This is a genomic window from Lewinella sp. W8, from assembly GCF_004375085.3.
Lineage (GTDB): Bacteria > Bacteroidota > Bacteroidia > Chitinophagales > Saprospiraceae > Neolewinella.
Window position 1 is genome coordinate 55,400 of record NZ_SNAQ03000025.1, and the last position, 21,470, is coordinate 76,869.

Genomic DNA, 21,470 nt, shown 5'->3' on the forward strand with positions numbered 1-21,470 from the left:
TTTTTTATCCCGCCCGACTGGGCGCAAAGCAGCGACGAAGTATGCCTAACGTAAATTTTGAGCAGACCAGCAAGGTTACCGGACAAATCGAAGTAACCATTTCCAAGGAAGAACTGAACGAAAAGCTGAACGCCGAGCTGAAAAAGCAGCGGCAAAAGGTCAGCATGAAGGGCTTCCGCAAGGGTAAAACTCCGCTGAGCACCCTTCGTAAAATGATGGGTAACCAGGTGCTGGGCCAAATCCTGGACGATCAGATCCGGGAATCCCTGTTTGGCTACATTGAGGAGAACGACATCAAGCTGATCTTCAGCCCGATGCCCAACGAAGACAAGCCCGCCCCCGCCATTACGGCCCAAACGCTGCAGGACATTACCCTGGCATACGATCTTGCCCTGGAACCGGAATTTGATCTGGAGCTTCCCACCAAGACCTACGAAAAGTACGTGCTGGACACCAACGACGAGTTCCTCGACGAACAGGTCGCTCGACTGCTCAAGCAGCAGGGTGAAAACCAGGAAGTGGAAGACGGCACCGTGGAAGGCGAGGACATTCTTGACGTTACCTTCACGGAAGCTGGTCCCATGGAGGATCCCATCACCAACGCCGCCAAGCTTTACATGGATAACCTGACCGAGGAGGCTCAGGAAATGCTGATGGGTAAAAAGGTTGGGTTCTCCACCACCATCAACGACCTCAATACCCTGGAGAAGAACAGTACCGACGCCTACGTCAAAAAGTACCTGCTGGAACTGGAGGACGCAGAAACCGACATCTCCGGCAAATCATTTGAACTGACCATCGACAAGATCAGCCGGATTGTCCCCGCTGAGCTCGACGAAGAGTTCTTCACCAAATTTGACGGATCCGGAGCGGTGAAAACCGAAGAGGACCTGCGTAAGCGAATTGCCGAAGACAATGCCTCCGGCTTTGATCGCCAGGGAGAGGCCATGGTGAATTTTGCCATTCAGCGCGATCTGGTGGAAGACACCACCATTGAGCTTCCCCTCGAACTGATGGAGAAAATCCACCGGGAAGACCCCAACGGAACCTTTGAGATGTTCCAGCGCGGCGTACGGTGGATGCTGATCCGCAACAAGTTTGCCGCCGAAAACGAGGTCAAGCTCGAATACGAAGACGTACGGGCCGAGGCCCTGGAAAGCCTGATGGGCATGCTCGGCGGCCAGCGCCCCGACTTCCTCACCGACGAGTTCATCGACAACTACGTCGGGCAAATGCTCCAGGACGAGAAGCAACGGGAGCAACTGTCCAGCAACGCCATCGAAAAGAAAATCATGGCCGCGGTACGGGAAAAAGTAACCATTGAGGACAAGCCCGTCGACGCAGATACTTTCAACGAAGTGATCAAGACCTTCAACGAAGAAAATACGCCGGCTACGGAGGAAGAGTAACTGCCTTGACCTCCTACCAGGCTGATCTACTTGTCCTTAACGCGCCCCCCGTGGAATCTCCGCGGGGGGCGCGGCATTTTGTCCAACCCATTGGGGTGAATCGGATTGTTCGCCATAGTCAACCCAAGGGGAGATAATGCGTTTACGGGGAGGAAGCTACTTAATAGCGACAACCCTTCAATCCAACGATATGATCCCACAGGATGAATTTATGAAGTTCGCCACCCGCCACATGGGTATGAGTTCGATGCACCTCGAACAGTATGCGAAGCACGTAGGCGGAATGGCCGCCCCCCAGATTAACAACCTCAGCCCCAATGTAATTGAAGAACGGCAACTGAACATCGCCGCCATTGATGTTTTCAGTCGCCTGATGATGGACCGGATCATCTTCATGGGGGTACCCGTGACGGATCAGGTAGCCAATATCGTCCAGGCACAATTGCTCTTCCTGGAATCCGTAGACCCGAAGCGGGACGTTCAGATGTTTATCAACAGCCCCGGCGGCAGCGTAATTGCCGGCATGGGCATGTACGACACCATGCAGTACGTCACCCCCGACGTGGCCACGATCTGTACGGGTCTGGCGGCGTCCATGGGCTCCGTCTTGCTGGCGGCCGGAGAAAAAGGAAAACGCTCCATTCTGCCCCACGCCCGGGTGATGATTCACCAGCCGAGCGGTGGTATGCAGGGTCAGTTTTCTGACATGGAGATCAACTATCGTCTGATCTCTCAGCTGCGGGACGAATTGTACACTATCTTAGCGAACCATACCGGCCAGTCTTTTGAGACCATCGAGAAGGACAGCGACCGGGACAACTGGATGACGGCGCCCGAAGCCGTTGCGTACGGTTTGGTTGATGAAGTCCTCAAAAGGGAAAAATCATAACTGATCCCAATACCGGCCCTTAGCCGGCCAACGGGCGGGCCGTCGTGGAGCATTACGTCCACGGTGGCCCGCTTTATTTACTGACTGTAGTCAAAAAACAACTTCCTATCCGCCATGATGCGAGGAAAACGACAGGAAATATCATGCTCCTTCTGCGGGCGTAGCAACAGCGAAGCACTCGTGCTGGTCGCCGGACTGAACGCGCACATCTGCGAAGTCTGCGTCGAACAGGCCCAGGAGATCGTCGCCGAAGAGCTGTACGGAGGCGCGATGCCCGCCCAGGACAAGCCCGGCGCAGCCGCCGCCCGCCACGAATTCAAGCTGCCCCGGAACATCACGCCACGGCAGATCAAAGAACACCTGGATAAGTACGTCATTGGCCAGAATGCGGCCAAAAAAGTGTTGTCCGTAGCCGTTTATAATCACTACAAACGCCTCAACCATCCCCCTACCTCCGAGGATGAAGTCCAGATCGAAAAGAGCAACATCATGCTCGTGGGCCGGACGGGAACGGGTAAAACCCTGCTGGCGAAAACCATCGCCAAATTCCTGGACGTCCCCTTCGCGATTGTGGACGCCACGGTATTTACCGAGGCCGGTTACGTGGGCGAAGACGTGGAAAGCATCCTTTCCCGCCTGCTCCAGGTCTGCGACTTTGACGTCGCCGCCGCGGAACGCGGCATCGTCTACATTGACGAGATGGACAAGGTGGCCCGCAAGTCCGACAACCCCAGTATTACCCGGGACGTTAGCGGAGAGGGCGTACAGCAGGCGATGCTCAAGATGCTGGAGGGTACCGAAGTTATGGTCCCCCCTCAGGGTGGGCGTAAGCACCCCGAGCAGAAACTGGTGAAGGTCAACACCCAGAATATCCTCTTTATCTGCGGGGGGGCCTTTGACGGCATTGAAAAAATTATTGCCCGCCGGATGAATACCAAGGTAATTGGCTTCAATAACGGTGAACAGGAAAAGATCGACGAAGAAAACCTGCTGCAGTACGTCACGCACAAGGACATTCGTCGCTACGGGATGATTCCCGAACTGATCGGTCGACTCCCCGTGGTGTCCTACCTGCGTCCTCTGGACCTAGAGGCCATGAAGCGCATTCTGGTGGAGCCCCACAACAGCCTGTTGAAGCAGTATCAGCACCTGTTCCGCCTGGAGGGCATCAACCTGATTTTCGAGGACGACGTGATCGATTACATCGCCCAGACGGCCCTCGATTACGAACTGGGGGCCCGGGGCCTCCGGTCCATCTGTGAGGCCATCATGACGGACGCGATGTTCGATTTGCCCGGCAAGAAGGAAGTCAAGCACTTTACCGTCGACGCCGAGTACGCCAAATCTAAACTGGGAGGAGGAATGCTGGATCGGCTGAAAGCGGCCGCCTAACCCCCTCACCAAAAGGCAAGCCCTAAACCAGGATTTATTATGTCCATTGACGCCACCAACCTGAGGGTGGATTATCAGGCCGACGAATTGCTGGAAAGCAAGGCCGATCCCAACCCCATGCTGCAGTTCAAACAGTGGTTTGAAGCCGCCCTGGAGAACAAGATTCCCGAGCCAAACGCCATGGTCATTGCGACCATCGACGAAAAGGGCCGGCCAGCCGCACGGGTGGTCCTGCTGAAGGAAACCACCGAACGGGGCTTCATTTTTTACACCAACTACGACAGTCGGAAGGGACGGGAACTCAACCATAACCCTCAGATCGCCGTGGTTTTTAACTGGCTGGAACACCAGCAGCAGGTGCGCATCGAGGGACGGGTGGAAAAACTTCCCGTGGCCCACTCCGATCGCTACTTCCAGAGCCGCCCGAAGGGCAGTCAGATTGGCGCCTGGGTCAGTCCGCAGAGTCAGGAGATTCCCGGTCGGGAATTTCTGGAACGGCGGCAGCAGGAGGTAGAATCCACCTACGCCGATGCCGACCATTTACCGCGGCCGGAGCACTGGGGTGGATACCTCATCGTGCCCGACGCCATCGAGTTCTGGCAGGGGCGCAGTAGTCGATTGCACGATCGGCTCGTGTACCGCCGGCCGGCCGAGGGACAGCCCTGGGAGATTGTCCGACTGGCCCCCTAAAACGATTGCACACCATGGCAGAGCAAAACCTTCACTGGGTCCAACTCCAGGACGACATCCTCCCCTACCGCGGCGGCCTGGCGCAGGCGGCGGACACCGTCGTGGACGAGAACGTCAGCAACTACCCCATCTTCTTTGCGTATCCGGGGGAAAACAACGACCATGCTCCCGGCATCTTCGTGCTGGAGATCCCCACCAACCGGGGCATCACCTGGCGGGTCAACGTGTCCACGCTGGAGGAATTGGTGGCCAAGAAGATCGTTACCCAGGACAAAATTGACCCCTTCCGCAAGGTGTACAAGAACAGTCCGGACACCCTCTGCTTTCTCATCGCCGATGCAGGCGGCGCCCGCTTCGGGTTCGTGCCCCGGGCAACGGCCTGAGTACCTGGCCATACCCGGAGCCCCGGCACCTGCGGCAGCCAAAAAATCTATTCGTTTCCCCACCAAATCTACCCCGTCGATGATCACCGAATCCACCATTGAACGCGTCCTGGCCCGGCTGGAAAGTGGGCGGGATGACTTTGCGGTAGAAATCCAGGATTTTGCCGAGGCGCAGCCCTTCCTGATGAGCTACCTGACCAACGAAGAGACCGAGGCCTTCACCGAGGAAGAGCGCGAATTTCTCCTCTTTGGCGCCCTGGTGATTTACCAATCCGTGACCGATCAGCTGGTGGAACCCGGCGTGGCCGACGTGGCCCAAATCTCCGCCGCCGAGGAGGCCAACTACGTCATCCTGCAGGGAACCAAGGGTAACTTCCGGGACCGGCTCACCCCCTTTTTCGAGCAAAGCCCCCAGGAGGACCTACTGGCCTTCGTGGAGGATATGCTGGTGGCCGACGAGGAAGACGCGATCACCAAGGAAGGCCGGGAACCCCTCTTCGTTACCCTGAAGACGGTAGTGGACGTCCTGACCTGAGGTTGACTTTTTCCCGCAGGCCATCCACCCTGGTCAGCAGCAACCAGCCGAGCAGCGCCACTCCGCTACAGACGTAGAAGGCGGCTTCGTAGCCGTAGTGCTCCGCCACCCCAAAACCGATGAAGGGACCGAGGACAAAGGCCGCCGAATAGCTGGCGGAAAGGACGCCCTGGTACTCCCCCAGTCGGGCCCGGGGGGCATGGTGGGATACGTAACTACTCGTAAAGGGCATGTACAGAATTTCCCCAAGGGTGAGAATGGCAATCATGAAGGCCAGGGGTAACCACGCCACGGCGGTAGTGGGTAAGATCAGGTAGGCCAGAATGATCAGGGCCGTGCCCAGCAGCATCACCGTCACGGGGCGGAAACGGGGCTCCGTCAGATAGAGCAGGGGCATTTCCACCAGCACGATGATGAGGCCGCTGAGGGTAATCAGGTAGCCCACCTGCTGTTCGGAATACCCGACTTCCTTCAGGTACACCGGCACGGTACTGAAGAACTGGAAGAAGCACAGAATGATGGCCATGTTGGCGATGCCGAAGAGGATCATCCACGATTGCTTCAGGGCGGGGGTGGTGGGCGTTGCCGCAGGTGCCGCGTCCAGCAGTTCGGCCGTGTTGGCCGGAGTCCTACCGGGGCGGGCGACCAGCGGACGGGTCGTTTCGTCGGGCGGGAGCACGAGGTAAAAGACGGCGGCGGCCAGCAGGCAGGTGAGCCCGTCGCCCCAGAACAAGAGCTCGTAGCCGTAGTTACCGATCAGAAATCCGCCCAGGGCCGGGCCGACAGAAAACCCCAGGTTAACGGCCATCCGCTGCAGGCCGAAGGCCTGCGTCAATTTCTCCCGGGGTGCATAGTAGGTGATGGCCGCCCGGCTGGCGGGCCGGAAGGCATCCGCCACCACCGAGATCATAAAGGCCAGCAGGCAGAGTAACCAGAAATCGGTGGTTTGCCCCAGCAGAATATACAGGATGCCGGAACCAATCATGCTGAAAAACATCAGGTGCCATGAGCCGAAACGGTCGTTAAGAATTCCGCCAACGTAGTTTCCCACGATGCCACCCGCCCCGAAAAACATCATGACGTATCCGGCCTTAATGGGATTAAATCCCTGGGCGTTGATCAGGTATACCGAGAGGAAAGCCACCACCATAGCCCCGCTACGGTTCACCAGTAAAACCAGGGCGATCATCCACACCTTGAACGGCAGGCCATTGTAGGATTTGAAGTATAACTGAATGAGTCGGCGAAGGGATTGACGGATCAGTCTACTCATGGGTGGGGTTTTTCAGTGTGTAGATAACCACATGATTTTCCCTTAAGTTCCCGAGACTCGTCTTAAGTTTGTAGTGCATACTTGCTTAAGCTGAGGACAAGGATTGCCAGGTTGACATGCAAAGGATTATCGTAAAGGAACCATGGTTCCTCCCGATAAACACTACGAGGACAACCCAATTGACGCCCTGCGTCTTCAAAGGGTCCGACAAATCAAAGATTTTGAGGTCCTTTGGGGGACGCCGGGGAAAAGTACAGGACAATCCACGTGCTCAGCCGGGACCAAACGTTGCTCTACACCAATGGCCAATACTAAAGAAAAGCTCGTGATTGGCGGCCTACGCCGCCTGTTGAACGGCACGGCACGTATGTCCCGGCGTCAGGCCGGGAAGATTGGTTACTATCTGCTGACCAAGCCGCGCCGGTTTCCCGAAGACCCCAGTAACGAACAGTTTCTGAGCGAAGCCGATCAGTCTACGGTACACTTCAACGGGACCAACATTCATTGCTACCACTGGCCGGGCAAGGGGCCTTCCGTATTTCTCCTCCACGGCTGGGAAAGCTACACGGGACGTTGGTACGAACTCTTCGGACCACTGGCCAAGGCCGGTTACGACATTTACGCCATTGACGCCCCCGCCCACGGACGTAGCGGTGGCAAGCGGTTCAACGTCTTTGTTTACTGCCAGGCCATTGACCAGTACCTGGAGGAACTGGGTTTCGTGCCCGATTACTGGATTGGGCATTCCGGCGGCGGCATGGCCGCCATTTACTACGCCAGCCAGGCCGACTTTGCCCATGAGCCCAAACACATCATCAGCATGGCCGTTCCCGGTGAACTGGAAAATTTCGTGGATAAGTTTTGCGAAATCGTGGGGGCTAACGATCGGGTGAAGTACGGAATCGACTATCAGTTTCAGCGTAAGCTGGACCGGTCCTTCGCCGACATCAACTTCAAGGAGTTTGTGAAGGGGCTCAAGGTTCCCGGCCTGATCATTCACGACGAAGAGGATGACGTGGCCCCCATTGCCGGAGCACGCTGCATGCACGAAAACTGGGAAAACTCTCGCCTGGCCACCACCAGGGGCTGTGGCCACAGTCTTACCGGCCCCCTGGTCCCAGCCATCGTAACGGAGTACATCCGCAGTACCCAGACTGCTTCGGTAGAGCTTGAGAAATAGTTGCCGGCGGCGTCTCCTTACGTTCCGTTGCCATCGGAATTCCCCGGAATAGTTGGTCCGGAAACCCGCCGCCCCCTAAACCAGAATCGGACCTATCCGTTTGCCAACTATTCTCATTATTCACTCCTCTTCCCTTATGACTACTTCTACCGTAGGCATTGATGACCTGGCCGTTTACATTCCCCAGATTTATTTACCCATTGAGCAACTGGCCCAGGCCCGGGACCTCAATTACGGTAAGCTCAGCAAGGGACTGGGACTGCTCGAAATGGCCCTGGCCGACGCCGACGAAGACGCCGCCACCATGGCCGCCAACGCCGTGCTGGACCTCATGCACAAAAATGATCTGGAGCCCGCACAAATCGGCCGCATCTACCTGGGAACGGAAAGTGCCCTGGACGGCGCGAAGCCCACGGCCACTTACGTGCTGGACATGCTCAAGGATCACTTTGCGGACGCCTACGGCCCCAACTGCTTCCTGCACTGCGACGTAGTGGACCTCACCTTCGCCTGCATTGGTGGCGTGGATGCCCTGCAGAATTCCCTGGAGTGGGCGGCCGCCAAACCCGACCGGATTGGTATCGTGGTGGCCAGCGACGAGGCGAAGTACGAGATGAACAGTCCCGGAGAATACACCCAGGGCGCCGGTGCCGTAGCCATGCTGGTAAAACAGTCTCCGCGCTTGCTGGCCATCGATCCGGATTTCGGCGTGGCGACCCGCCCGGCACATGACTTTTTCAAGCCCCAGCGCAAGGTGAGCAAGCGGGAAATCATCGAGGAGGTCATCGCTCTCCTGCCGGATGTTTCCGCCGAGGATTTCAACCTGGACCAGCTGGAAGCCAAACTCGGGGAGGGCCTCGAAGTTAAGGGGGTACTGGATTGCAACGAGACTTCCCTCAGCCTGCACAAAATCACCCCCGTATTCGACGGCCCCTACAGCAACCAGGCCTACCAGGCCCGGATTCGGGAGGCCCTGATCGACTACCGCCGCCGCACCGGGAAAGAAGCCGGAACGCTACTGGAGGATTTCTCCTTCCTCGTCTTCCACCTGCCCTATGCCTTCCAGGCCCGCAGAATGTTCTCCGAAATTTACATGGAAGAACTCCGGGCAAACGGCACCTGGGGGGAATTCGTGATGCGCAACCGACTCAGCGTCCCCTGCGCGGATGACTACGAGGACCGGGAAGAATACATTACCAAGTGTGCCGAGTTCCTCCGCATGGTCACCAAAACGGAGGATTACCGACAGTTCGTGCAGGATCGCATCGCTCCGGGCGAATGGGCCAGCTCCCGGGTGGGTAACCTCTACGCCGGAAGTGTGTTCCTGAGCCTCATGAGCAGCCTGGAGGCCGCCCTGGATCTGGACCGGGATATTGCCGGCGAGTCCTACTGTTTCTTTGCCTACGGCAGCGGCTCCAAGTCCAAGGTATTTGCCGCCGAAGTGCAAGCTGGCTGGCGGGAAGTCGTGGAGGCCTTCGGCCTGCGCAACCGACTGGACCACCGGGAAAGCATTGACTACGCGACCTACGAAGCCCTGCACCGGGGCAACCTCACCAAAAACGTCGCCACCCACGACCAGGGAGGCTTCTTCCTGGCCCACGTACACGAAGACCGCGACGAGACCGAAGGTGCCCGCCACTACGGCTACGCCGCCAGCGGCGTCCTCGCCTGAGGCTTTCCCTGACTTCGCCGGATTTCCCCTGCCCCTGCCGAAGTGTGCTTCCGGCGGAGAGCATCCCCAATAAAAAAGCCGAAGCGGGTGCTTCGGCTTGAATTAATAGAGGTTGCAAAAACGATCAAATAAGGAATCTCAGGTGATTATTACCGGGAACTACTCTCTCTGTTTCCGATGTTACAAATATAGTTACGGGCGCTCTTTTCGACAACTTTTTGAATATAAAAAGGCAAAAAATAATCAAAATACGCAAATAGGTTACAATTTGGCTTTCGTGGCTGTGCCGCGGAATAACTACCTTCACGCCGAAACCACTGCACACCGTTATGGCCACCGATACCTCCCCCCGTCCGGAGCGTAAGAAGACTTCCACCCTGAGATTGCTGATCTATATTTTACTGGGCTTTCTCCTCCTTACGCTGATCCTGGAGCTGACCGGCACGGCTGACGTTGCCGGCAAGCGGGAGACCGAAGAAATTATCGATCGCCCCCACCAACAGGAGTAAAGCATTCTCCGATTATTCGGTCGGTCGATGATAGACCGAATAAAAGCAGCGGGCTTCCAGCTCCGCGCTTTCCCCAATTTCGCGGCGAATCCGGTCCGTAAAGGCGTCAAATGCTTTGGGGGCCAATAACTCGCGCCATTCCTCTACGGAGCATAGGAGGTGGGCCAGTTCCTGGGCGGTACAGCTGAACCGCTGTGTGAATTCCTTCAGTCCCGACTGACCAAAGGCACCAAGGTCCTGGTCATCAAAATTGCGGCGGTGGTCGTAATCGCCAGCCGGCGGCCTAACGCCGAGCTGATGAAAAATTTGCGATAGGTCTACGTCAAAGTCGTACACGCAAATGTGCACTTGACTTGCCGCCAGTTTTTGCAACTGGCGCCAAACTTCCGTGGAATCCTGGTAGAAGAGCGATCCGGCGAAGGTAACGAGGTCGAAGGTTCCCTGATGTATGCTGGCGATCTCCGCCAGCGATTGGCCGGTAAAACGAAGGTTTGCCCTGACGTGCCGCTCCGCCTGGCGGAGCATGTCCTGGCTGACCTCCTGCCCCAGCACCTGTACGGCGCGGGAAGCCAGGGCCAGGGACGAGTGCCCTACCCCACAGCCAATATCCAGGGCAGCAGTATACTGCTGCCCTGCGGGCAATGCCCGCTCAAGAATCAGTTGGTGCAGCGGAGGGCGGTAGGCTGCGTAGTGCTGGGCGGTACTGGATCCGTAGGCCATATCATGCGTGGTTCAACCTTAGGCTGGGGGGGGTGATGGTTGACACTCGAAACGTCCGAAAAATCACAGATTTTGAGGTCCTTTGAATGTCGCCAGGAGCCAACCTCACGTTAGTTTACCATTTGATTTCAACCCCAAAATCCCCGGCTTAAACTAGCCGCGACAGTCCCATCGAATTAGAACCAGCCGGCGTCAAAACCCACCCGGAAGGGCCAGGGAATGGAGAGCAGAATCAGTAAGAGGCCGAAGAAATACCAGCGCCCGATGGTTTTCCAGCCAACGTTTAGCTCTACTTGTCGCTTGGCCTTCGAGTAGCCAATGGTGATGAACGCAATACCAATCAGCATCCCGAGAATGTGCTCCACGGTGTAGAACCGGACGATTTCCTGCCCCATGATGTCTCCCTGCCACTGCACGTAGGGGCTCAGCCACAGGTAGAGGATCAACCCTAGTAGTAGTTGCACGTGTACGGAGATCATGGCAAACAGGGCGAGTTTATCCTTTCCGGGGTATACGCTTCCTCCACGTCGCTTATTCGTCGCCTTGAGGATGGCGGCAACCAGAAGAACGAGGACCACCCAACGAAGACCGGAGTGGGCGTGCTGTAGTGCAGTGTACATGAAGGAGGAGTTTAGTTTGGCCGAAGGTACGACGCCCGTAAAGATGATAAAAGAGGGCGACTACTCCTCTTGCCCCAGCAGAAAGGCATAATCCTCCAACCCCTCTACGTGGAGGAAGATTATTCTCAGGATGGCAAACAGGGGTATGGCGATGATGGCGCCCACCGGCCCCCACAAAATGGTCATGCCCACCACGCAGAGTACCGTCGTCAGTGAGTTAATCTCCACCTCATCCCCTACAATCAGGGGCGTCAGTATGTAACTTTCCAGCATCTGGGCGACGGACATCGTGATCAAAATGCCAATGATCGCCTGGCTACCACCTCCACCGGCAAACGCCAGGGCCACGGCAATGACGCCGCCAATGATGTTTCCGAGGTAGGGGATAATGCTGAGGATCGCCGCCAGAACGGCGATCAAAATGGCGTAATCCAGGCCCGCCACGGAAAACCCGATGGCGTAAAGCACCGAAAGGATACCGATGAGAATCAACCGACCCCGGAGGTAATGCTGCACGATGTCCAGGCTTTCTTCGATCGTTTCCCCGACTTCCTCCCGCTTCTCCGGAGGTGCCCGGCGGATGGCAAACCCACGCAGGCGTTCCTTTTGGGAAAGGAGTAACACCACGTAAACCATAATCAGTAAGAAATCACCAAAAACGCCGAGCGTACTGCCAACGAAACTCAGCACGCCACTACTCCCCCCGGGGATGGCCCCCACGAGTTCCCCCGTCGTACTGGCTTCGCCCGTACTTTGTTGTCCCAGCGTGGTGATCAGCGAACCACCCCCTGAGGTACCTTCCTCAGCGGTGAGGTCTTTTGTCTTCAGCCCCAGTTCTCCCTTGAGGGTGTTTACCTGCTCGGCGATTCGCCGCTCAATCTCGGGCCAGTTTTCCGCAAACTGATTGGCCTGTTGCCCCACCGCAATAAAGAGCCCCGCAAAAAAGAGCACCAGGACCAACATGGCCCCGGCGATGGACAGGTTCCTGCCCATACCCCAACTGCGCAGCTTTTCGTCGAGCGGATTCAGCACCATCGCTAGCAAGCCCGCCACGGAGAGAGACAGCAAGACGGACCTACCGTAGTAAAGAATGGCAACGATGCCGATCAGGAGGAAAATGCGCAGTACCAGGCGGGAAAGTGTGTCGGTGGAGGTGGCCATGTAACGGGTATTATTCGCTGTAACCCCGTGGCTGCCCCCGATTGTTCGCTACCGTAGTTCCCGGCGCCAGCTGAGGTAACCGTAGAGGGCCATCACCGTGTATATTCCCATGAGTACCGCGAACAGCACCGCCCCCTGAGAAAGATAAATCCAGACGTAGGCCAGGTCAATGACGACCCAGTACAACCAGTTCTCCAGCCTTCTCCCGATCAGGAGGAAGGTAGCCAGTACGCTGCTTACGGTGGTAATGGCGTCCGGATAGGTAGCCGCGGCGGTCATGATCTGGCTGAAGCCGTAGCCCAGGGCCAGTCCGCCCAGCAGACTCCCCGCTACCGTCAGCAGGTGTTCCCGGAGGGGCATGCTGATGATGGGAGCCGACGCTCCGGGCGTTTCCGCCCTCCGCCAGCGCCACAGCCCCACCCCCGCCATGATGAAGTAAAACACCTGCAGCAGGGCATCCGAGACCAGGGCGTAAACGAAGAACGACTGGTAGGCCCAGGCCGCCGTGCTGATGGCCGCAAAGAGCCAGCACCAGTTGTTGTCGCGGGCGGCCAGCCAGACGTACAGCAGGCCGGTCGCCACGGCGATCCAGTCCAGGGGCGTCTGGGCGATGAGTTGCTCAAGCAGGGTGTCCAAGGCGGAGCGGACTTATACGTCTACCTTCATGAGGTCCACGAACTGCTGGACGCGGCCGCGGATTTGCGCGGCGTCGAGGTTTTGCATTCTGCGGGTTCCGAAGTCTTCCACCACAAAACTGGCCATGGCCGAGCCGTGGATGACCGCGCGCTTGAGGTTATCGAAGCTCGTATCGTCGGTGCCGGCCAGGAAGGCCATCAGTCCTCCGGCAAAGGTGTCTCCGGCGCCGGTGGGATCCACTACTTTGGGGAGCAGCAGGGCCGGGGCCGAGAATACCCGGTCGCCCTTAAACAGCAGTGCGCCGTGTTCGCCCTTTTTGATGACCAGAATCTCGGGGCCCATTTCCACGATCTTCGCGGCGGCCTTCAGCAGGCTCAACTCGCCGCTCAGCTGACGGGCTTCTTCGTCGTTGATGATGAGCATATCGATGCGCTTGAGCACCTGCTTCAGCTCGTCCATGGCGATGTCCATCCAGAAATTCATGGTGTCCAGGGCCAGCAGCTTGGGACGGGTTTCCATCTGCTCGATGACCGTCATCTGCACCTGGGGAGACAGGTTACCGAGCATCACGTAATCCGTGTTGCGGTAGCTCTGGGGGAGCTTGGGGTTAAAGTCCGCCAGCACGTTCAGCTGGGTTTCCAGGGTGTCGCGGCCCATCATATTATCGTGGTAGCGGCCGGCCCAGAAGAAGGATTTTCCGTCGGGGACTACCTCCACGCCTTCCAGGTCCGCTCCGCGCTCCTGAAGGTCATCGAGAAATTCCTGGTTGTAATCTCCTCCAATCACGGACACCAGCTGCACGGGCTGAACAAAGTAGGTGGCGGCCATGGCGATGTAGGTACAGCTACCCGCTTCGATCATCCGGGCCTCCCCGTAGGGAGTGAAAACATCGTCGTAGGCAATGGTACCGATGGAAAGGAGACTCATATTTTTTCTTTTTTTCGCCGCAAAGGTATTGCAAAATAAATTTAGGTGTCGTAGTTTTGCGTCCGCTTAAACGCACTGCCTCAGTAGCTCAGTTGGTTAGAGCGGCGGACTGTTAATCCGTAGGTCGAAGGTTCGAGCCCTTCCTGAGGCGCAAAGCCGGTTTCTCCCCGAGAAGCCGGCTTTTCTTTTTGCGGCACGGGGGGGCAACGGCGTGCAGGTGCCGGGTTGGTTGGGGTATCAGCCGCGTTAGCTGGTAATATTTGCTTTCGGTGCAGCTACCGCACCGGCAAAACCAACAGCTTTTGCCCCTTCCAAACCTGCTTTGCACCTGCACCGGCTGAGCCGAGTATTCCGTTTCACTGCACGCTCCGCGCCCTCTTGCTCAGAAGACTTGGTCACCCCTGAAAAGATCAGCGAACTTGGCGACATCCGGTCTTTGGAGATGGCGGTTGGTGAAGTATCATAGTCCTTCGCCCCCCCTAAAGTGGTCGGACGCCGCTTCCCGCGGCCAGGCCTTCGGGAAACCGGCTTCCGACCACCAACCCTCCTTAATGGGAACAAATCCTGGTGCGCCCGATAGCCATTGACTTCAGTAGGCCATGGCAGACGCAAGCAGTAGGCTACCATTTCCATGGTTCGGTGGTTCGGGGAGGAAATATGGATGGTGTACCATTTCGTCGTAGATATGTAGAAGTACGACAAATCCCACAAAATCCGCCACTTCGTCGTAGATATGTAGAAGTACGACAAAATGCCTAAAATCCGCCAAACCAACCCGGATCCGTAGAAGTACTTCACCTTGACAATCCCAACGATCCCTACCAACCACCAGCAACAAGCCCCCGACCAATAGCGTTACCCTAAGGTATGTTCAAACGCTACCCCATGTCTACGCGAAAAAAAGTTACTGCGGGCCTGCTCTCCGGCCTCGCTTTCGTCCTGCTCACGGCCGCCACGGTGAGCCCCCTCAACGATAAGTACTTCGAGATCATGAAGGCGATCGAGATCTACACCAACGTCTACAAGGAGGTCAACACCTACTACGTCGACGACATCGCCCCGAATAAGCTCATGCGCACCGGCATCGAAGCCATGGTGGGCTCGCTGGACCCCTACACCAACTACATCAGCGAAACGGACGTGGAAAAGGCCCGCCTGACCCGTAGCAGTAAGTACCAGGGTATCGGTGCCGACATTGAATACATCGACGGCCTGCCCACCATCCTTACCCTCTACAAGGACCAACCTGCCGACGCGGCCGGGCTGAAGACCGGCGACCGCCTTCTGGAGATCGACGGCCGGGAAACGGTGGGGTACACCCGCGACCAGCTCGAAGAAATCATGCGGGGCTTCCCCGGTACGACCATGGACCTGACCATCGAGCGGCCGGGACAGGGGCAAAAGAAAATCTCCCTGCTGCGGGGCGACGTCAACATCCCCAACGTCCCCTACTTCGGGATGCTGGACCAAAACGTGGGCTACGTGGCCCTCACGACCTTCACCCAACAGGCGGGCAAAAACGTCCGTGACGCCGTCGCTAAGCTACGGGCCGACAACCCCGATATGGTGGGCGTAGTCCTGGACCTGCGCAGCAACGGCGGTGGTCTGCTGAACGAGGCGGTCGACATCGTCAACATCTGGGTGCCCAAGGACGAAGTCATCGTCACCACCCGGGGCAAAGTGAAGGACTGGGACCGTAGCTACAAAACGCGCAATAACCCCCTCGATCCGGAAATGCCCGTGGCGGTGCTCATTAACGGCCGCTCGGCTTCCGCCTCGGAAATCGTCAGTGGCTCCCTGCAGGATCTAGACCGTGCCGTCCTCATCGGGCAACGGAGCTTCGGCAAAGGCCTCGTGCAGAACTTCATGGAAACGGGTTACGGCAGTCGGGTAAAAATCACCACGGCCAAGTACTACATTCCCAGTAGCCGGTGTATCCAGGCACTGGAGTACCGTGACGGAAAGCCCTACGACATTCCCGACGCGGAGCGCGCGGTGTTCAAGACCCGCGCCGGCCGGGAAGTCCTGGACGGCGGTGGCGTAGCCCCCGACATCGAGCTGCCCCTACTGGGCGGTAAGGCCGTTACTCAGGGACTCATTGACGAATACGTCATCTTCGATTACGTCAATAAGTGGGTGGCCGATCGGCCAGGCATTGACTCGGTAGCCGATTTCCGCTTCACCGACTGGGCCGACTTCGAAGCCTACCTCCAACGGGCCGATTTTGACTACACCTCCAAGGCAGAAAAAGCCCTGGAAAAAGCCGTGGCCGCCGCCGAAGAAGAAGGCTACGACATCAGCGACCAGCTGGCCGCCATTCAGGAGCGGGTGGACCAGGAGCAACTGGCCGCCATCCAGCAATACAAGGATGAGATCATCAGCATCATCGAAAAAGAAATTGCCGGGCGCTACTACTACCAGCGCGGGCAAGTCCAGATGGGCCTCCGGAATGACCGCGAGGTGCAGGAAGCCATTGCAGTGCTCAATGACCCCGCGCGCTACCAATCCCTGTTGAAGCCCTAAGCGGCCAATGAAATTAATCGAACTGGATGGACTCGTCTCGAGGGCAGGGTCCGTCCAGTTCGATAAACTCATCATTGCGAACCATCCAACTGTCTCCAAGTAGCGAGGAGTAGCAAATTTCCATGGTTAAGTCCCGGGTAGCGGCTTCGTAGGCCCGGGTTACGGGCGTCCATTCGACGAAGAAAAGGGTGACCTCCTCGTTGGGGGTGACAATTTCCTCATTGAGTTGGCTGGTGCGGTACATATCGTAGCCGAAGACCAGGCTGTCCGGCAGGTGCGCCTCAATCACCTCCGACCAGTCATTAAAATAACGGTCTCCGTCGGTCAGCGTGACCGAGTTGATTCTGGCGAGGCCAATACCGCTGTTCTTCACGACCACCCCAAAACCTTCGGCGTTGTAGGTTCGCCCGAGGGTCAGGTAGGGAAACATGGTCATTTCCTGCTGGCGGCGCATGATGCGCATCTCCTGCACCGATACCATAAGGGCCAGCAAGCTGATGAAAACGGCCGAGAAGGCGACGATCCGGTTCGAGTCGATTTTGGCGAAGGCTTTCCACAATTTCTTCATGGGGCTGCGGTGTATGCATCCCGAAGGTAGGGGAAAGGCGGGAGGGCCGGCGGCTGAACCTGGCCGAAAACCCGCAGGAGGACGATTACGCCTTGCGGACGTCAAAACGGGCTGCTTCCAGGCTGGTGCGGCAGGTCCAGGAAGCCGAAAACCGCAGTACCTCCCCCCTTCGTCCGCGCACCCCTGGCAGGGGGACGATGGTCTGCGGCATCAGGCTATCGGTGGAGTAGAAGGATACCGAGGGCGTCAACTCCACGATGCTCGACAGCCGGGCACAATTCACCACGCCACCCGCCAGTAACGGCAGGTCAAGGCGGACCTGATGATTCATCGGGACGGCCCGACGAAAATCGTAGCGGACCGCCACCGCGGAGGTGGTCTTGATGCGCGGGGCCGTCACCCCGGAAAACTGGGGAATGATCCCGGGGCAGCGCACCCCGTGCAGATCGTAGTCGTATTCTCCGAGTTCGACCAGGTTAGTGATACCCTCAGGGATCACCCGACCATCCGGCTTCAGGATGTGGTCCCGGGCGTGATTGACGATGGGAACCTGGGGCTCATTGATTCCCCAGACGGACATCATCTCCACCAGGAGACTATCCGTTTTCTCGGGAGGATGCCAGGTCAGGGCATCGGCCAGAACCAGCTCGATTTTACCCCGCACGCCGCTTGCCGCAATATTCTGCTTAGCCCACTCGAATACCGCCGGGTCTTTCTCCACGGCGTAAACCTTAGCACAGCGGGTGGCGGCGTAGATGGCAAACAGCCCGGTGCCCACCCCCAACTCGCAGTGCACACTATCGGGCTGCAGAACCTCATCCAGGGCCCGGAAAATCTGCCCCACCCGTTCCTGGTCGCGAATCATCTCCAGGTGATAGGCCAACGGAAACTTTCCGGAATCATCCTGATAATCGGGGGTATGGTGGTGAATGCGGGAAGAAGGCATAGGGAAAAGGGTATGGAGGGGGGGGGCAAGATACCGGTTTTGGGCAGACCTCCGCCTTCGCCACGGGTCTGGTGGAAGTACGTCGGCGGGACTATCTTAGCCATCCCCCGATCATCCACCAAAGAATTTAGCGACATGCCCCCAAAAACCACCCTTTTGTCCACCATTCCCGTGCTGCCCACCGAAGACATGGCCCGGGACGTGGCCTGGTACGCAGAAAAAACCGGATTCACTAAAGTCGGAGGCGACGATATGTACGCGATCCTGCAACGGGAGAACCTGGAGCTTCACCTCCAGTGGCACGCCAATACCGAAGACGATCCGCTGCTGGGTGGTTCCGTCGTCAGGATTCACGTAGAAAATATCCTCCCAATTTTCGAAGAGTTCGTGCAGCGGGGCACCGTTAGCCCGCAAAAGCTGCGCATGGGAACCGACTGGGGGACCAACGAATTTGGATTCTACGACCCGAATAAAAATGCCATCTTCATCATGGAGGATGTCTAGGATTCTCTTTCCGATACGCCACCAACTATGCCCACAATTCCTTCCCTCCGTACGCCCGAAGACCGGTTTTCCGGTTTACGTGACTATCCCTTCTCCCCCAATTACTGTACGGTCTCCGGGGAGCTGCGTCTCCACTACCTGGACGAAAACCCCGCCGCCGACCGGGTGGTCGTGTGCCTGCACGGGGAGCCTTCCTGGAGTTATCTCTACCGAAAAATGATTCCCCTGCTCACGGGAGCCGGCTACCGGGTGGTAGCTCCGGACCTCATCGGCTTTGGTCGTTCCGATAAACCGCTGCGGGAAACGGACTACACCTACGCCCGGCACGTGGACTGGGTGCGGGAGGTTTTGTTTGACCACCTTGACCTGCGGGACGTCCATCTCTTCGCCCAGGACTGGGGCGGCCTGATCGGCCTCCGCCTGCTGGCGGAGCATCCGGAGCGGTTTTCCCGCGTGGCCATTGCGAATACTTTTCTGCCCACCGGCGATCAGGACCTGGGCAAGGCTTTCCTCCGCTGGCGGGAAATGGCCCGGCAGATGGATCCCTTTCCCGCGGGCGACATCCTGCAGATGGCCTCGCTCACTACCCTGACGGCCGAGGAAATTTCGGCCTACGACGCCCCCTTCCCCGACGAACGCTATAAGGCGGGAGCGCGTATTTTCCCGGCGCTGGTTCCCGCGGGCCCGCAGGATCCGGCTACGCCCGCCAACCGGCGGGCCTGGGAAAAACTACGGCAACTGGAGCTTCCCTTCCTCACCCTCTTCAGTGACGGTGACCCGATCACGGCCGGAGCGGAAAAATTCTTTCATCAGCAGGTTCCCGGAGCCCGGGGGCAGGAGCACCATACGATCAGCGGGGGCGGACACTTCCTACAGGAAGACCAACCGGACCAAATTGTCGAACACCTGGTAAGCTTTTTCGGCGATCGTTGAGCGGGTGGTGCGAGGCAACTTGGTGGCAGAAGGGGAAAACCGGGGAACCGCAAGTCCGCTCTGCTCTATCGGAAAAAGCCTGCACCTGCCCTCCGGGCAATCGCAACGCAAAAGTTACGGATCTCCTTCCCCCGAAGGTTAAAATGCACCATTTCCCCGGACCCGAAACCGGCTTTTTTTGGTCATTACTTGGGCAATGCCCGGGGCAACGTATATTAAGACCCCCAATTGATGATTTATTCGTCGTTCATATCCAACTAAAACAAGGCGCCAACCAGCTCTGAGTTCTTTCCCCCCTCATGCTCGACGTCCGGGCACGAAAACAAGAGAAAATGTTTGCAAGCTTAAGAAATGACATTCCCGCAAGTATCGTAGTATTCTTCGTGGCCATTCCCCTGTGTCTGGGGATTGCCCTGGCCAGTGGAGCTCCCTTATTTTCCGGCCTCATCGCCGGCATCGTGGGCGGCATCGTCGTGGGTGCCCTGAGTGGTTCCCAAATTGGCGTAAGTGGTCCGGCGGCCGGACTAGCGGCCATCGTACTAGTCGCCATTAGCACCCTGGGTGGTTACGAGAACTTCCTGGTGGCCGTGGTCCTGGGTGGGGTCATCCAGATTCTTTTCGGCGTGCTCAGAGCGGGCGTGATCGGATACTACTTCCCCTCCAGCGTGATCAAGGGAATGCTGACCGGTATCGGTATCATCATCATCCTGAAGCAAATCCCCCACTTTTTCGGGTACGACGTAGATCCGGAAGGGGACTTTGCCTTTTTTCAGGTCGACGGTGAAAACACCTTCTCCACCATCCTGAATACGATTAATTACATCAGTCCGGGAGCGACTCTGGTGGCGATCATCAGTCTGGCGATCCTCATTCTGTGGGAGCGGGTCCTGTCCAAGAAGGCTAAAATCTTTCAGCTGGTTCAGGGTCCCCTGGTCGCCGTCGTCTTCAGCATCATTTTCTACCTGGTAACCAGGAACAACGAGCTACTGGCCATTTCCCCCGAGCACCTCGTCAGCGTTCCCGTACCGGAAGGGCTGGACTCCTTCCTCGGGCAGTTTGCCTTCCCGAATTTTGCCGTCATCACCCAGGGTCAAATCTGGATAACGGCCTTTACCATTGCCCTGGTGGCTAGTCTGGAAACGCTGCTGTGTGTGGAGGCGACTGACAAGATTGACCCCGAAAAACGCGTTACGCCGACCAACCGCGAATTGCTGGCCCAGGGAACGGGGAACATCGTTTCCGGAATGATTGGCGGCCTGCCCATTACGCAGGTAATCGTGCGCAGTTCGGCCAACATCCAATCCGGGGGAAAGACGAAGATGTCGGCCATCATTCACGGCTTCCTGCTGCTCATCTCGATCCTGCTGATCCCGACCTTGCTGAACATGATTCCGCTCTCCACGCTGGCGGCCATCCTCTTCATCGTAGGTTTCAAGCTGGCAAAACCCACCGTGTTCAAAAAGATTTACGGCCTGGGGTGGAAGCAGTTCCTTCCCTTTATCGTCACGGTACTGGGCATTATTTTCACGGATCTCCTCATCGGAATCAGTTTAGGGCTGGTGGTGAGTGTCGTGACGATTCTGATCAAGAGTTACCAGAACTCTCACTTCCTGCACATCGAGGACAATGAGCCGAACCACCGGAAGGTAAGAATGACCCTCGCGGAGGAAGTAACCTTCTTCAATAAGGGAGCCATCCTAAAGGAACTGGACAGCCTTCAGGAAAACTCTTCGCTGGAAATTGACGTCCGTAACACCCAGTACCTCGATCACGACATCATTGAGATTCTGGACGACTTCTCCGAAAGAGCCAGAAACCGCAACATTGACATTACGATTGTCTCCCAGAAAGGGAAGGCAAAGAACCCAGAGAGTTATTCTGACTTCTTTAATAAAGATATCCCGATGGAAATAGAATAGTGAGACTTTTCCTCTCCGGGGACCAGCGCTATTTACTCCTTCCGTTCATAAAATAAATTGACGGGCACCCGGTGTTAAAAA

The 21,470-nt window shown here is 57.3% G+C and carries 21 protein-coding genes and 1 tRNA gene; 14 read left to right on the top strand and 8 right to left on the bottom strand.

Annotated features, from left to right (window positions below; all coding sequences use genetic code 11):
- Window positions 1–41 precede the first annotated feature (41 nt).
- The 6 genes from E1J53_RS21725 (at window position 42) to E1J53_RS21750 (ending at window position 5,298) form a co-directional block, all read left to right on the top strand.
- The gene (locus tag E1J53_RS21725; protein ID WP_134274476.1) at window positions 42–1,409 is read left to right on the top strand and encodes a trigger factor; all 1,368 of its coding nucleotides are present in this window, start codon (window positions 42–44) and stop codon (window positions 1,407–1,409) included.
- Window positions 1,410–1,599: 190 nt separating this feature from the next.
- A complete protein-coding gene (locus E1J53_RS21730; RefSeq protein WP_134274477.1) occupies window positions 1,600–2,298 on the top strand; it encodes a ClpP family protease in 699 nt (232 codons plus the stop codon).
- A gap of 117 nt (window positions 2,299–2,415) precedes the next feature.
- The gene (gene clpX / locus E1J53_RS21735; protein ID WP_134274510.1) at window positions 2,416–3,690 is read left to right on the top strand and encodes an ATP-dependent Clp protease ATP-binding subunit ClpX; all 1,275 of its coding nucleotides are present in this window, start codon (window positions 2,416–2,418) and stop codon (window positions 3,688–3,690) included.
- Window positions 3,691–3,729: 39 nt separating this feature from the next.
- Entirely contained in the window at window positions 3,730–4,380 is a 651-nt protein-coding gene (gene pdxH, locus E1J53_RS21740) for a pyridoxamine 5'-phosphate oxidase (RefSeq protein WP_134274478.1), read from the top strand.
- A gap of 14 nt (window positions 4,381–4,394) precedes the next feature.
- Window positions 4,395–4,763: a hypothetical protein gene (locus E1J53_RS21745; RefSeq protein WP_134274479.1), complete on the top strand. Its 369-nt coding sequence runs from the start codon at window positions 4,395–4,397 to the stop codon at window positions 4,761–4,763.
- 79 nt (window positions 4,764–4,842) lie between these two features.
- Complete coding sequence (locus E1J53_RS21750; protein ID WP_134274480.1) at window positions 4,843–5,298, top strand: hypothetical protein; 456 nt, start codon at window positions 4,843–4,845, stop codon at window positions 5,296–5,298.
- Here E1J53_RS21750 and E1J53_RS21755 read toward each other — a convergent pair.
- Window positions 5,264–6,571 (bottom strand): MFS transporter, encoded by a 1,308-nt coding sequence (locus E1J53_RS21755; protein ID WP_134274481.1) that lies wholly within the window; start codon window positions 6,569–6,571, stop codon window positions 5,264–5,266. The two genes, E1J53_RS21750 and E1J53_RS21755, sit on opposite strands and share 35 nt — an antisense overlap.
- Before the next feature lie 301 nt (window positions 6,572–6,872).
- Here E1J53_RS21755 and E1J53_RS21760 point away from each other — a divergent pair, with 301 nt between their 5' ends.
- The 3 genes from E1J53_RS21760 to E1J53_RS21770 all read left to right on the top strand — a co-directional run bounded on the left by E1J53_RS21760 (window position 6,873) and on the right by E1J53_RS21770 (window position 9,932).
- Window positions 6,873–7,751, top strand: coding sequence for an alpha/beta fold hydrolase (locus tag E1J53_RS21760; protein WP_173021598.1), 879 nt, complete (start codon window positions 6,873–6,875; stop codon window positions 7,749–7,751).
- A gap of 136 nt (window positions 7,752–7,887) precedes the next feature.
- Window positions 7,888–9,423, top strand: coding sequence for a hydroxymethylglutaryl-CoA synthase family protein (locus E1J53_RS21765; protein WP_134274483.1), 1,536 nt, complete (start codon window positions 7,888–7,890; stop codon window positions 9,421–9,423).
- A gap of 329 nt (window positions 9,424–9,752) precedes the next feature.
- Complete coding sequence (locus tag E1J53_RS21770) at window positions 9,753–9,932, top strand: hypothetical protein (protein ID WP_134274484.1); 180 nt, start codon at window positions 9,753–9,755, stop codon at window positions 9,930–9,932.
- Window positions 9,933–9,944: 12 nt separating this feature from the next.
- Here the strand turns inward: E1J53_RS21770 and E1J53_RS21775 are convergent, their stop codons facing one another.
- From E1J53_RS21775 to E1J53_RS21795, 5 genes are all read right to left on the bottom strand, one after another.
- Entirely contained in the window at window positions 9,945–10,652 is a 708-nt protein-coding gene (locus E1J53_RS21775; protein WP_134274485.1) for a bifunctional 2-polyprenyl-6-hydroxyphenol methylase/3-demethylubiquinol 3-O-methyltransferase UbiG, read from the bottom strand.
- A gap of 176 nt (window positions 10,653–10,828) precedes the next feature.
- On the bottom strand, window positions 10,829–11,272 hold the full coding sequence (locus tag E1J53_RS21780; protein WP_134274486.1) for a cytochrome B: 444 nt from the start codon (window positions 11,270–11,272) through the stop codon (window positions 10,829–10,831).
- Window positions 11,273–11,332: 60 nt separating this feature from the next.
- Entirely contained in the window at window positions 11,333–12,433 is a 1,101-nt protein-coding gene (locus E1J53_RS21785; protein ID WP_134274487.1) for an AI-2E family transporter, read from the bottom strand.
- Between the two features lie 48 nt (window positions 12,434–12,481).
- A complete protein-coding gene (gene pnuC / locus E1J53_RS21790; protein ID WP_134274488.1) occupies window positions 12,482–13,069 on the bottom strand; it encodes a nicotinamide riboside transporter PnuC in 588 nt (195 codons plus the stop codon).
- Window positions 13,070–13,081: 12 nt separating this feature from the next.
- Entirely contained in the window at window positions 13,082–13,996 is a 915-nt protein-coding gene (locus tag E1J53_RS21795) for a PfkB family carbohydrate kinase (protein ID WP_134274489.1), read from the bottom strand.
- A gap of 77 nt (window positions 13,997–14,073) precedes the next feature.
- Here E1J53_RS21795 and E1J53_RS21800 point away from each other — a divergent pair.
- A tRNA-Asn gene (locus tag E1J53_RS21800) sits at window positions 14,074–14,147 on the top strand.
- A gap of 734 nt (window positions 14,148–14,881) precedes the next feature.
- A complete protein-coding gene (locus E1J53_RS21805; protein WP_134274490.1) occupies window positions 14,882–16,519 on the top strand; it encodes a S41 family peptidase in 1,638 nt (545 codons plus the stop codon).
- A 13-nt stretch (window positions 16,520–16,532) separates the two neighbouring features.
- Here E1J53_RS21805 and E1J53_RS21810 read toward each other — a convergent pair whose 3' ends face one another.
- Window positions 16,533–17,087, bottom strand: coding sequence for a hypothetical protein (locus E1J53_RS21810; RefSeq protein ID WP_134274491.1), 555 nt, complete (start codon window positions 17,085–17,087; stop codon window positions 16,533–16,535).
- An 85-nt stretch (window positions 17,088–17,172) separates the two neighbouring features.
- Complete coding sequence (locus E1J53_RS21815) at window positions 17,173–18,033, bottom strand: methyltransferase domain-containing protein (RefSeq protein ID WP_134274492.1); 861 nt, start codon at window positions 18,031–18,033, stop codon at window positions 17,173–17,175.
- Between the two features lie 135 nt (window positions 18,034–18,168).
- Here E1J53_RS21815 and E1J53_RS21820 point away from each other — a divergent pair, with 135 nt between their 5' ends.
- The 3 genes from E1J53_RS21820 (at window position 18,169) to E1J53_RS21830 (ending at window position 21,389) form a co-directional block, all read left to right on the top strand.
- A complete protein-coding gene (locus E1J53_RS21820; RefSeq protein WP_134274493.1) occupies window positions 18,169–18,537 on the top strand; it encodes a glyoxalase/bleomycin resistance/extradiol dioxygenase family protein in 369 nt (122 codons plus the stop codon).
- Between the two features lie 36 nt (window positions 18,538–18,573).
- Window positions 18,574–19,470 carry a haloalkane dehalogenase gene (locus E1J53_RS21825; protein WP_134274511.1) on the top strand — a complete coding sequence of 299 codons (897 nt, stop codon included), beginning with the start codon at window positions 18,574–18,576 and terminating at the stop codon, window positions 19,468–19,470.
- Window positions 19,471–19,802: 332 nt separating this feature from the next.
- Window positions 19,803–21,389, top strand: a complete 1,587-nt coding sequence (locus E1J53_RS21830) for a SulP family inorganic anion transporter (RefSeq protein ID WP_134274494.1) — start codon at window positions 19,803–19,805, stop codon at window positions 21,387–21,389.
- Window positions 21,390–21,470: the final 81 nt, after the last annotated feature.

What these genes read in the sequence shown, in the direction of transcription:
- E1J53_RS21725 (WP_134274476.1), top strand. Translation starts at nt 42, where the DNA reads ATGCCTAACGTAAATTTTGAGCAGACCAGCAAGGTTACCGGACAAATC.
- E1J53_RS21730 (WP_134274477.1), top strand. Translation starts at nt 1,600, where the DNA reads ATGATCCCACAGGATGAATTTATGAAGTTCGCCACCCGCCACATGGGT.
- clpX (WP_134274510.1), top strand. Translation starts at nt 2,416, where the DNA reads ATGCGAGGAAAACGACAGGAAATATCATGCTCCTTCTGCGGGCGTAGC.
- pdxH (WP_134274478.1), top strand. Translation starts at nt 3,730, where the DNA reads ATGTCCATTGACGCCACCAACCTGAGGGTGGATTATCAGGCCGACGAA.
- E1J53_RS21745 (WP_134274479.1), top strand. Translation starts at nt 4,395, where the DNA reads ATGGCAGAGCAAAACCTTCACTGGGTCCAACTCCAGGACGACATCCTC.
- E1J53_RS21750 (WP_134274480.1), top strand. Translation starts at nt 4,843, where the DNA reads ATGATCACCGAATCCACCATTGAACGCGTCCTGGCCCGGCTGGAAAGT.
- E1J53_RS21755 (WP_134274481.1), bottom strand. Translation starts at nt 6,571, where the DNA reads ATGAGTAGACTGATCCGTCAATCCCTTCGCCGACTCATTCAGTTATAC.
- E1J53_RS21760 (WP_173021598.1), top strand. Translation starts at nt 6,873, where the DNA reads ATGGCCAATACTAAAGAAAAGCTCGTGATTGGCGGCCTACGCCGCCTG.
- E1J53_RS21765 (WP_134274483.1), top strand. Translation starts at nt 7,888, where the DNA reads ATGACTACTTCTACCGTAGGCATTGATGACCTGGCCGTTTACATTCCC.
- E1J53_RS21770 (WP_134274484.1), top strand. Translation starts at nt 9,753, where the DNA reads ATGGCCACCGATACCTCCCCCCGTCCGGAGCGTAAGAAGACTTCCACC.
- E1J53_RS21775 (WP_134274485.1), bottom strand. Translation starts at nt 10,652, where the DNA reads ATGGCCTACGGATCCAGTACCGCCCAGCACTACGCAGCCTACCGCCCT.
- E1J53_RS21780 (WP_134274486.1), bottom strand. Translation starts at nt 11,272, where the DNA reads ATGTACACTGCACTACAGCACGCCCACTCCGGTCTTCGTTGGGTGGTC.
- E1J53_RS21785 (WP_134274487.1), bottom strand. Translation starts at nt 12,433, where the DNA reads ATGGCCACCTCCACCGACACACTTTCCCGCCTGGTACTGCGCATTTTC.
- E1J53_RS21795 (WP_134274489.1), bottom strand. Translation starts at nt 13,996, where the DNA reads ATGAGTCTCCTTTCCATCGGTACCATTGCCTACGACGATGTTTTCACT.
- E1J53_RS21805 (WP_134274490.1), top strand. Translation starts at nt 14,882, where the DNA reads ATGTCTACGCGAAAAAAAGTTACTGCGGGCCTGCTCTCCGGCCTCGCT.
- E1J53_RS21810 (WP_134274491.1), bottom strand. Translation starts at nt 17,087, where the DNA reads ATGAAGAAATTGTGGAAAGCCTTCGCCAAAATCGACTCGAACCGGATC.
- E1J53_RS21815 (WP_134274492.1), bottom strand. Translation starts at nt 18,033, where the DNA reads ATGCCTTCTTCCCGCATTCACCACCATACCCCCGATTATCAGGATGAT.
- E1J53_RS21820 (WP_134274493.1), top strand. Translation starts at nt 18,169, where the DNA reads ATGCCCCCAAAAACCACCCTTTTGTCCACCATTCCCGTGCTGCCCACC.
- E1J53_RS21830 (WP_134274494.1), top strand. Translation starts at nt 19,803, where the DNA reads ATGTTTGCAAGCTTAAGAAATGACATTCCCGCAAGTATCGTAGTATTC.